The following is a 9,771-nucleotide window of genomic DNA, read 5'->3' as shown; positions in this document are numbered from 1 at the left end:
CCCTGGCTGATATTGTTTGGCGAATGGAGTCTGCGCCTCAACGATTAAATCGTAACATGAAATATGCTGGGGATTGAGATCGATCGCACATTTTAAAGAATCCTCCCAATCAGCCAACGTTTGTTGCGGTAAACCAGAAATCAGATCCAAACTCCAGTTCTTGACACCTCCTCGATGAAGTAGCTCTACAGCAGCGTAAATATCAGCCACACTATGCGATCGACCGCATAGTTGCAATAAGTTATCTTGAAATGCTTGCACCCCAATACTGACCCGATTTCTCCTTGTCTGGAGATAACCCTGAATTCGAGCAAGAATGTCATTCTTGTTTCTATTCCAACATCAGTACATGAACTATGAAGAATTGTATCGAAATCTGGTACGGCTGTTTAGTCGGTCGATCTGAGGGCTCTCTCCGCTAAATAGTGTAAAATGTAACGATCGCTACATTTTACACTCCTCCTCAATATGGACTTTCATCTAAACTCTTTATTAAATTTACCGAATACCACCGTTTTCACTTGCTATAAGGAAGCTGAATTTATATTTATCCATTTACAGCTAACTAATGAGGGTATTAACTGCCCTAATTGTCAAAGTTACACAGATATAGTTCATCAAACTAGTCACATATTAATTAGAGATTTATCAATTAGTGGAGCTGGAGTATACTTGAAAGTTCCTAGACGGAAGTTCTATTGTAATAACTGCCAAAATATCCAACTGAGCAACTAGTATGGGCAGAGAAGAGACAAAGATTTACCCAAAGATACCAAAAATATATCTATGAAAGAGTCAAAGAATCAAGCTGCGAGCAAGTTAGTCGTAGTGAAGATTTAAGCACAGACCAGATTCAGAGAATATTTAGTAAGGTTGCTGAGACAGAATTTAAAAAAAAGACTGGGGTGCTCCACAACGCTTGAGTTTAGATGAGTTTAGTCGTCGGAAAGGAAAAGGAAAATTTGCGACAGTCCTTGTTGACTTAGATAAAAGTTCTTTATTAGAAGTAATTGATTCTCATAAAAGTGACGATATAATAGCTGTACTCAAGCAGCAGCCTGAATCTGTTAGAGATTCAGTGAAAGAAGTATGTGTAGATATGTGGGGTGGGTTTCCAAAAGTAATCAAAGAAGTTTTTCCGAATGCAGTGATTACGATTGATAGATTTCATGTGATGAAGTTGGTCAATAAATCTCTCAATAAGCTTCGACTTGATTTAGACTTTAAAGGACTTAAAAATCGCTACTTGTTGTTAAGCAATAACCAGTCTTTGTCAGAGCAAGAAATTCAGGATTTATCTGAATTATTGCATCAATCACCATTGCTAGGTATAGCTTACGAATTAAAAGAAGATCTGCGAGATATATATGAAAGTAATCTCACTGTTAAGTGCGGCTTGAAGGCAATCAAGAAATGGTTAGTTTCTGCTAGAATTATACTCGGAAGTGCGGCAAATACATTAGAAAATCATTTACCAGAAATTGCTAATTACTTTCTAAGCAGAACCACAAGTGGTGCCATGGAGGGACTTAATACAAAAATCAAATTAATTGTACGTCAAAGCTATGGATTCAAGAGCTTTAATCTCATGAGAGAAAAACTGTTGGCTTGCTTATTAAAGTAATCTCCGCTTCGCTCCGATTTCTTTAATAAGTTTAAATTATAACCTTAACTACGAGAGAGCCATTTTAATTTATCCGAACCTACTTCTCCAGATGTGCGGACACTCAGCGGTGCTGAATCGCTCATTGCCGCTAGTACCTTTGGCAATGGGAATTCCGGTAAAATTAAGATCGCCGCTGGGGGTAGTGTATTAGTTAGCGATAGCAATGCGATCGTCAGTACGGTTCAATCGACGGGAACGGGCGATAGTGGGGGCATTCAGATTGATGCTAGCTCATTTGAATTACGCAATGGTGGTCAAATCTTGACTTTTGCCGAGGCTAGTCCAACTGGGCAGAAGGGAAATGCTGGAAGTGTCGATATTAAAACCACCAAAGATATTACTATCTCTGGTACTAAAGATCGATCGATCTTGGATGAGGGAGATGCCTTAGCTAAAATAGAGAGCAGTACTTATCGAGAAGGCAATGCTGGCAAAATTACCTTGGTTGCTCCTGGCAAATTATCGGTCGTCAATCGCGGCGCAATTTTGAGTTCGATTAGAGATAATGGGGTGGGAAACAGTGGGGGAATTACTCTCAATGTCGGGGAACTGGTAGTTGCTAATAGCAGTGTAATTATTAGCTCTTTAGGGGCATTTGACGAATTCAACACCAAGGGGAATGCCGGAAATATTGACATTACAGCGACCGGAAATATCACCATCAATGAAGATCGAATTGTTCAATCATTAGAAGGCGATGAGTTTTCCGCATCACTTATCTCCACTAGTGTAACGGGGACTGGAAATGGTGGAAATATCACGATCTCAACGCCAGGTAAAGTATCATTGGGAAACCGCAATCAAATCAACAGTACGATCGAGGACAAGGCACAGGGTAATGGTGGGAATATTAAAATTAATGCTGGTGAATTAGCAGTATTCAACCAAGGTCAGATTTTAACTACTGTTTTTGATTTAACAACTCAAGATGGTAAGACAGGAAATACCGGATATAATGCCGGAAACATCGATATTACAACAACCGGCAATATTACTGTTGCTGGTCATACTAATCTTGCCTTGGTGAAAGATGATACTAACTCTTATCAAGCTAAAATAGCGAGTAGTAGCTTGCGCAATAATAGTAATGCTGGCAAAATTACCCTCGATGCTGGCGGAAATATATCATTGCTCAACACGGGCGGAATTATTACAACTTATAAACCAGAAACAATCGACAGCAAAAATCGTTCTGGCGGTATCACCATTAGGAGTAAGCAACTAAATCTCGATCGAGGTGATATTTCGGTAGAATCAACAGACAAGGGTGGAAATATTAACATCGCGACTCAGGAGTGGGTGTTAATGCAACGGTATAGTAGTATTTCGACAAGTTCCACCAAGGGCGGCGATGGGGGTAATATTGCCCTCGACTCAAAATTTCTGATTGCCGTCCCCAAAGAAAATAGCGACATTGTTTCCAGTGCGATTAAAGGTCAGGGTGGTAATGTGAACATTAATGCCCAAGGCGTATTTGGTATCCAATTCCGTCCGCTGCGAACTGAGAATAGCGACATCATCGTTAGTTCGGAATTCGGGCGAAGTGGGAACGTCCAGATTAACACCCCAGGTACTGATCCAAGTAAAAATAAGGGCGAACTTGTTGCGGCTCCCAATGATGCGAGCAAACAGATTTCCCAAGCATGTAGTGCCAGTCAGCGGGATCATAAATTTTATATGACTGGGCGCGGTGGATTGCCGCCAAATGCTCGCGAACCCCAAGAGAGCGAAGCTCTGTGGGAAGATGCTCGTGCAGTTAAAGCTACACCAGCTACGACGGCGGATCTACCACGGAAATACCCACCACCAGCCATTGGATGGGTGTTTGAAAAGAAGGGGCGAGTGCGGTTAATCGCGGCGCAGTCAGCGGAGAGAGCGATAGGGTCGAAGGTTGTGTGTCCAGCTCAGTAGGAGAGGGGGAAAGGGAAAGGGGAAAGATGCGTTGCTCAATTGAGTTATCTCCCCTCACTTGAGCAACGCATCTTCCGAACCCCGAACCCCTGTAAACCGATTGCTTTGATGTTAAGAACAATATGGTGAGACATCTTCACCGCATTCATCTGCGAGGTAAGAGAGGGCACGGAAGCGCAAACCAACAGTTTGGTCGTAGAGCGGATTAAGTTTGCATAAGGGCGGGATATGCACAATTTTGTGACCGAAAAGAGTTATATCTCGTTCAAAGGGACATTGAGACGGAATAAATTTGCATAGCAACCGCGCTAGTCTGGGATCTTGGAGTTCTAAGCCATCGAGCCATTCACGCACGGGTAATAGAACATCAAGCTTTTGGGTGTTTGTGACACCTGATGCGGGGGGAGAATCGCTTATCATCGTAGTCTCCAAGGCTGTCAAAACCTGGATGTCTACATTGAGAACTTGGTGAAATTCGCGCAATAACTCGGCTTCTGGTGGTGAATACACACCATCTGCTACAGCCACCATCATCGCTGTCCGCAAGAAATTTCTACCAATCTGGGAGTTGCGACCGAAGCTTGCAGCTAACTCGTCTGAGCTAATCGGGTTGAAATGAGTTACATCTAGTCGAACAGCTAGCTCGGTTGTGGTTAGCTCGATAATCGTTGCGCGCTCGGCGGTACTAAAATCGCCATCAGCCCAAGCAATCGCGAGTAAACCTCTCAACCAAGCCGCGATCTGTGCATCAGTATAACTAGCCATAGATCTGAAGTACTGTAGTTGTAGGGTCGGAAAGGTAGTTTTATTTTACTTTTTTCCGACATCGATCGACTCACAAGTCCGCAACACCCAAGACCTTACTCTTCAGGAGTTGTTTTAGGGCGAATTTGCTCCAATTCGTGACAGTCATCGGAGACTAGCGGCTCGCTATTCCCACGATGAACGGAGGCTAATTTCTGACTGATAGAGGCGATACTTTCCAGGCGTACCATTTCTTCCCAGGCTGAGACTTCATCATCTTCATCAGTCTCATAGCGGATCGTCACTAGATCGCCTTCGATATCAGTAATCCGCGCACGTTCGATCCACCGTTGTTGGTCTCTGAGGAAAATACATACTTCCCGACCATCTTCACACATTTGATAAATCTTGCGGTGTAACATGGTAAACTCTCCTAAACGAATAAATCTGGCAGCGGAACTGGGAATCTAGTAGTGATATAAGTAGTGACTAGATTATCTTTCCCAAAATTAACTAGAAGCGATCGGTTTAGTTGAGAATTTTCATGTCAGCAGCCAATTTTGAATTACTCGATCGATATTTACGTAACAGCGATCGTGTAGCCTATATAACTATAATACTCGTTTGCTCGTCTCTTTGCTTAATAAGTTACGAGCTATTAACGTAAGTTGTTATTTATCTCTCAACTCCCAACTACATTATGTTTACCATCACTAAGCAGTCTCAATCCGAACCAGTCTACGTCTTAAATGATACCCAGAGCCAAAGTTCTCTGACAATTTACCCCGATCGAGGCGGAATTGCCACTAGCTGGAAAGTGAATGATCGTGAGTTAATGTACTTAGATGCCGGTCGATTTAATGACGATCCGAGTCTGAGCGTGCGCGGTGGCTTCCCGATTCTATTTCCGATTTGTGGTAACTTGCCTGACAATGCTTACTCGATTGGCGATAAACAATATTCGCTCAAACAGCACGGTTTTGGACGCGAACTACCTTGGACAGTCACCCATCAATCTACAACTACTGACGCGAATCTGACAGTGACATTGGAAAGTAACGACGCAACCCGTGCCGTCTATCCCTTTGATTTTAGCGTTAGCTTCACCTATCGCATTTCTGGTGGTGAATTGACGATCGACCAAACATATACCAACAAATCTAGCACTCCAATGCCTTTTAGCAGTGGCTTGCATCCTTATTTCCTCGCACCAGATAAGAATAGCCTGACATTTGAGATTCCCTCAACTAGCTATACCGAGAAGCAAACAGGCGAAACTCACGCCTTCGTAGGCAAATTTGACTTTAGCCAAGCTGAAATCGATGCAGCCTTTACTACCATCACTGGTACCGTCGCCACCGTCAAGGATGCTAGTCAAAATCTCACTCTTACCATGACATCGAGCGAAAACTATCGGACGATCGTTTTTTGGACTGTCGAAGACAAAAACTTTTACTGTCTCGAACCTTGGACAGCTCCACGGAACAGTTTAAATACAGGTACAGATCTGCTTCACGTAGCTCCAGGCGAGACTTTGAGTACAAAGGTAACTTTTGCTGCCAAGTTTAATTAAAATAAACTTGCCAAATTTTTAATTCCCATGCTATATTAGTAAAGGCGCGATATTTTCACGCCTAAGCGGGACGCTAGCTCAGTGGTAGAGCATTCGGCTTTTAACCGACTGGCCCCGAGTTCGACCCTCGGGCGTCCCATTGCAAGATTAACTGAAGGGAGTAGTTTTATACTGCTCCCTTTGTTGTTTGGCAATTTAATTTAGCGCGAATCGGATCGAGACCTACAAATATTTGGTAAAGTATCCTTAGTTATTAATCGTGAATTGACGATCTGTCGATCGAATATTTAAAGATTTAGATATAGGAGAAAATTCTAATGGCATTAGTCCCAATGAGACTCTTGTTGGATCACGCGGCTGAAAACGGCTACGGTATTCCAGCATACAACGTCAACAACATGGAGCAGATCCAAGCAATTATGCAGGCTGCTCAAGAAACTGACAGCCCAGTAATCTTACAAGCTTCTCGCGGTGCGCGGACTTATGCAGGTGAAGCATTTCTGCGCCACCTGATTTTGGCGGCTGTGGAAACATATCCAAATATTCCGATCTCCATGCACCAAGATCATGGTAACAGTGCTGCAACTTGCTACTCAGCAATGAAACAGGGCTTTACCAGCGTCATGATGGATGGTTCCTTGGAAGCTGATGCTAAAACTCCAGCAAGCTTCGAGTATAACGTCGATGTTACCCGTCGGGTAGTAGAAGTCGCTCACGCGATCGGCGTAAGCGTAGAAGGCGAGCTAGGCTGCTTAGGCTCACTCGAAACAGGCATGGGCGAAGCTGAAGACGGCCACGGATTTGAAGGTGCTTTGTCTCACGACCAACTGCTCACCGACCCCGATGAAGCTGTACAATTCGTAGAAGAAACTGGTGTAGATGCACTAGCCGTTGCGATCGGTACCAGCCACGGTGCTTATAAATTTACCCGCAAACCAACTGGGGAAATTTTGGCAATTAGCCGGATTGAAGAAATTCACAACCGTCTTCCCAACACCCACTTAGTTATGCATGGTTCCTCTTCTGTACCAGAAGATTTACTCGCAATCATCAACAAGTTCGGTGGTAAAATCCCTGAAACTTATGGTGTACCTTTAGAAGAAATTCAAAAAGGGATCAAATGTGGTGTTCGTAAAGTCAACATCGACACCGACAATCGCCTAGCTATCACCGCAGCAGTGCGCGAAGCATTATTCAGCAAGCCTGAAGAATTCGATCCTCGCCACTTCCTAAAACCATCGATTAAATACATGCAAAAAGTATGTGCAGAACGCTACACAGCTTTCTGGGCTGCTGGGAATGCTAGCAAAATCAAAACTGCTTCCTTAGAAGAGTTTGCGACTAAATACGCTAAAGGTGTATATCCTGCACCTAAAGTTATTGTTAGCGTCTAGTCACTAGTATTCAGCGGTGTAAATAAAGAGACTATTCATCTGAACATCGGGGTTCGGGATTCGGGAATATCCCCGTCACTTGCGCCGCTTAGTAATAGTAATTAACCAGGTTAGAATATAGCCTTGACTTCTTGAAGAAGTCAGGGCTATTGCATTTTAATTAGACAGAATGCCGATGACAAGGGCTAAATGATTGTCGATGTTCGGGAGTGATTCCATATTTTTCGATCGCGATGAGATGTGCAGCGGTACCATATCCTTTATTATTGGCAAGATGGTACATCGGATAAATCTCACCTAGTTCAATCGTTAATCGATCGCGCCAAACTTTTGCTAAAATACTGGCAGCAGCAATCGAGATCGATCGATCTTCACCTTTAACTAAAGTTTGCTGGTGAATATCTAAATTGGGAATCGGTTTATTGCCATCTATCAAACACAATTCTGGGGTTACTTCTAAGCCAGAGATCGCTCGATGCATGGCAACTAAAGTTGCTTGCAAAATATTTAACTCATCGATTTCCGCTACTGTAGCTATGCCAATGTTGTACGCGAGCGCGACTTGTTGAATTTGCGGTACTAACATTTCTCGCCGCCGAGCGGAGAGTTTTTTACTATCTTTGATACCCCAATTCTGACAGTCAATCAGTGCGCTTTTGGGTAAGATAACAGCGGCGGTTACTACTACTCCAAACAATGCACCCCGCCCCACTTCATCAACACCAGCGATAAGGTTTTCCGAGCAGGTAAATTCGTAACTAGTCATGAGTGGAATTAATAGTATCTATGCATTGGGACAAAATGTGAGTAGACTCGATCGAGAATTACTCATAACTGCTATGATAGCTGTGACCTTATTCTCAACAAAAGGCGAAGATTAACATGGCGCAAGCACCTATAGCTCCGGTGGTGCTAGTAATTTTAGACGGTTGGGGATATCGACCAGATATCCACGGCAATGCAATCGCTCAAGCCAAAACACCGAATATTGATAGCCTGTGGGCTGCTTATCCACATACTCTAATCGACACATCTGGACGAGCAGTAGGATTACCCGATGGACAGATGGGTAATTCGGAAGTCGGGCATCTAAATATCGGCGCAGGAAGAATTGTCCCTCAAGAATTGGTAAGGATTTCGGATGCTGTCAAGGATGGAAGTATTCTGGAAAATCCCGCGCTGGTAAAAGTTTGTGGGGATGTCAAACAGCGTCAGAGCAAACTCCACGTTATGGGACTGTGTTCGGACGGTGGAGTTCATTCCCATGTAGATCATCTCATCGGCTTATTGCAACTGGCTCGCGATCGAGATCTGACAGAAGTCTGTATTCATGTTATCACTGACGGACGCGATACCGATCCGCGCGATGGGTTACTAGCTGTCGAGAAAATCGAACAGGCGACCGCTGAAATTGGCGTGGGTAAGATTGTAACTGTTAGCGGTCGCTATTACGCACTCGATCGAGATAATCGTTGGGATCGAGTCAAGCTAGCTTACGATGTGATGACCCAATCTGGATCTGGTAGCGGTGAAACTGCGACTACCGTGCTGAAAAATAGTTATGCAGCAGACAAAACCGATGAATTCATCAACCCCACCAGAATTGCTCCAGGTGCGATCGAATCTGGAGACGGAGTAATTTTCTTTAACTTCCGTCCCGACAGGGCTAGACAGCTCACCAGTGCCTTCGTAAGTCCAAAATTCACTGGCTTCATCCGCGAGCAAATTACGCCTCTGACGTTTGCTACTTTTACCCAATACGACTCGACACTACCCGTACTAGTCGCTTTTGAGCCACAACAGCTCAAGAATCTACTCGGAGAAGTCATCGCTGAGCGGGGTTTAGCACAGTTTCGGGTCGCAGAGACTGAAAAATATGCCCATGTGACTTACTTCTTCAATGGCGGGTTAGAAGAAGCCCTTCCAGGTGAAGATCGGGAATTGATTCCCAGTCCCCAGGTAAGTACATACGATCGCGCTCCAGCCATGTCTGCAGCGACAGTAACGAATGTGGTCCTAAGTGCGATCGCCAAACAGAAATATGCTTTAATCGTGGTCAATTATGCTAACCCCGATATGGTCGGACATACAGGTAAAATGGCACCGACGATTCAAGCGATCGAAACTGTAGATGCTTGTATGGGTAAGCTCTTAGAAGGTGTAGGCAAAATCGGCGGGACGACGATTATCACTGCAGATCACGGCAATGCTGAATATATGTGCGACGAAGCGGGTAATCCCTGGACGGCCCACACCACCAGTCAAGTACCATTAATTCTAGTAGAAGGCGAACGCCGTCAACTTCAGGGGCATGGTACCGATGTTCTACTCCGTGAGGATGGTAAATTAGCAGATCTCGCACCGACAATTCTCGAAATTCTCCAGATCCCCCAACCTGTAGAAATGACTGGTAAGTCGATGGTCGTTCCCACTTTAGTCGAATTTCAGCAGACTCGATCGCCCATGCGAGTTGGCGTGTAGGA

At 44.2% G+C, this 9,771-nt stretch carries 10 protein-coding genes, 1 tRNA gene and 1 pseudogene; 8 read left to right on the top strand and 4 right to left on the bottom strand.

All coding sequences use genetic code 11. The features are described from left to right. A pseudogene (locus RMO55_RS15790) lies at window positions 1-315 on the bottom strand (radical SAM protein); the annotation flags it as partial. 153 nt (window positions 316-468) lie between these two features. Here RMO55_RS15790 and RMO55_RS22325 point away from each other — a divergent pair. The 4 genes from RMO55_RS22325 to RMO55_RS15780 all read left to right on the top strand — a co-directional run bounded on the left by RMO55_RS22325 (window position 469) and on the right by RMO55_RS15780 (window position 3,577). After that, window positions 469-735 (top strand): transposase family protein, encoded by a 267-nt coding sequence (locus RMO55_RS22325; protein ID WP_396134347.1) that lies wholly within the window; start codon window positions 469-471, stop codon window positions 733-735. Beyond that, window positions 708-923 carry a transposase family protein gene (locus RMO55_RS22320; protein ID WP_396134348.1) on the top strand — a complete coding sequence of 72 codons (216 nt, stop codon included), beginning with the start codon at window positions 708-710 and terminating at the stop codon, window positions 921-923. Before RMO55_RS22325 ends, RMO55_RS22320 begins: the two co-directional genes overlap by 28 nt. After that, window positions 920-1,624, top strand: a complete 705-nt coding sequence (locus RMO55_RS15785; RefSeq protein ID WP_310427983.1) for an ISL3 family transposase — start codon at window positions 920-922, stop codon at window positions 1,622-1,624. Before RMO55_RS22320 ends, RMO55_RS15785 begins: the two co-directional genes overlap by 4 nt. A gap of 93 nt (window positions 1,625-1,717) precedes the next feature. Continuing rightward, complete coding sequence (locus RMO55_RS15780; protein WP_310427981.1) at window positions 1,718-3,577, top strand: S-layer family protein; 1,860 nt, start codon at window positions 1,718-1,720, stop codon at window positions 3,575-3,577. A gap of 111 nt (window positions 3,578-3,688) precedes the next feature. Here RMO55_RS15780 and RMO55_RS15775 read toward each other — a convergent pair whose 3' ends face one another. Beyond that, on the bottom strand, window positions 3,689-4,342 hold the full coding sequence (locus RMO55_RS15775) for a Mo-dependent nitrogenase C-terminal domain-containing protein (protein WP_310427979.1): 654 nt from the start codon (window positions 4,340-4,342) through the stop codon (window positions 3,689-3,691). A 95-nt stretch (window positions 4,343-4,437) separates the two neighbouring features. Then, window positions 4,438-4,743: a DUF6679 family protein gene (locus RMO55_RS15770; RefSeq protein WP_310427978.1), complete on the bottom strand. Its 306-nt coding sequence runs from the start codon at window positions 4,741-4,743 to the stop codon at window positions 4,438-4,440. A 278-nt stretch (window positions 4,744-5,021) separates the two neighbouring features. Between RMO55_RS15770 and RMO55_RS15765 the strand changes: the two genes are divergently transcribed. From RMO55_RS15765 to fba, 3 genes are all read left to right on the top strand, one after another. Beyond that, window positions 5,022-5,894 (top strand): aldose epimerase, encoded by an 873-nt coding sequence (locus RMO55_RS15765; protein ID WP_310427976.1) that lies wholly within the window; start codon window positions 5,022-5,024, stop codon window positions 5,892-5,894. Between the two features lie 67 nt (window positions 5,895-5,961). Further along, a tRNA-Lys gene (locus RMO55_RS15760) sits at window positions 5,962-6,033 on the top strand. Window positions 6,034-6,211: 178 nt separating this feature from the next. After that, window positions 6,212-7,288 (top strand): class II fructose-bisphosphate aldolase, encoded by a 1,077-nt coding sequence (fba, locus tag RMO55_RS15755; RefSeq protein WP_310427974.1) that lies wholly within the window; start codon window positions 6,212-6,214, stop codon window positions 7,286-7,288. Between the two features lie 160 nt (window positions 7,289-7,448). Here the strand turns inward: fba and RMO55_RS15750 are convergent, their stop codons facing one another. After that, on the bottom strand, window positions 7,449-8,054 hold the full coding sequence (locus RMO55_RS15750; RefSeq protein ID WP_310427972.1) for a ribonuclease HII: 606 nt from the start codon (window positions 8,052-8,054) through the stop codon (window positions 7,449-7,451). Window positions 8,055-8,170: 116 nt separating this feature from the next. On the opposite strand from RMO55_RS15750, the gene gpmI reads away from it, so the two are divergent. Then, window positions 8,171-9,769, top strand: a complete 1,599-nt coding sequence (gpmI, locus tag RMO55_RS15745; protein ID WP_310427971.1) for a 2,3-bisphosphoglycerate-independent phosphoglycerate mutase — start codon at window positions 8,171-8,173, stop codon at window positions 9,767-9,769. Window positions 9,770-9,771: the final 2 nt, after the last annotated feature.

Source organism: Chamaesiphon sp. VAR_48_metabat_135_sub (assembly GCF_031418915.1).
In the GTDB taxonomy this organism is placed as follows: domain Bacteria; phylum Cyanobacteriota; class Cyanobacteriia; order Cyanobacteriales; family Chamaesiphonaceae; genus Chamaesiphon.
Note: the sequence above shows the minus strand (reverse complement) of the source record. Positions and strands in the feature narration are given on the sequence as shown.

Coding starts and splice junctions, on each gene's coding strand:
- RMO55_RS22325 (WP_396134347.1), top strand. CDS start 469: ATGGACTTTCATCTAAACTCTTTATTAAATTTACCGAATACCACCGTT.
- RMO55_RS15775 (WP_310427979.1), bottom strand. CDS start 4,342: ATGGCTAGTTATACTGATGCACAGATCGCGGCTTGGTTGAGAGGTTTA.
- RMO55_RS15770 (WP_310427978.1), bottom strand. CDS start 4,743: ATGTTACACCGCAAGATTTATCAAATGTGTGAAGATGGTCGGGAAGTA.
- RMO55_RS15765 (WP_310427976.1), top strand. CDS start 5,022: ATGTTTACCATCACTAAGCAGTCTCAATCCGAACCAGTCTACGTCTTA.
- fba (WP_310427974.1), top strand. CDS start 6,212: ATGGCATTAGTCCCAATGAGACTCTTGTTGGATCACGCGGCTGAAAAC.
- RMO55_RS15750 (WP_310427972.1), bottom strand. CDS start 8,054: ATGACTAGTTACGAATTTACCTGCTCGGAAAACCTTATCGCTGGTGTT.
- gpmI (WP_310427971.1), top strand. CDS start 8,171: ATGGCGCAAGCACCTATAGCTCCGGTGGTGCTAGTAATTTTAGACGGT.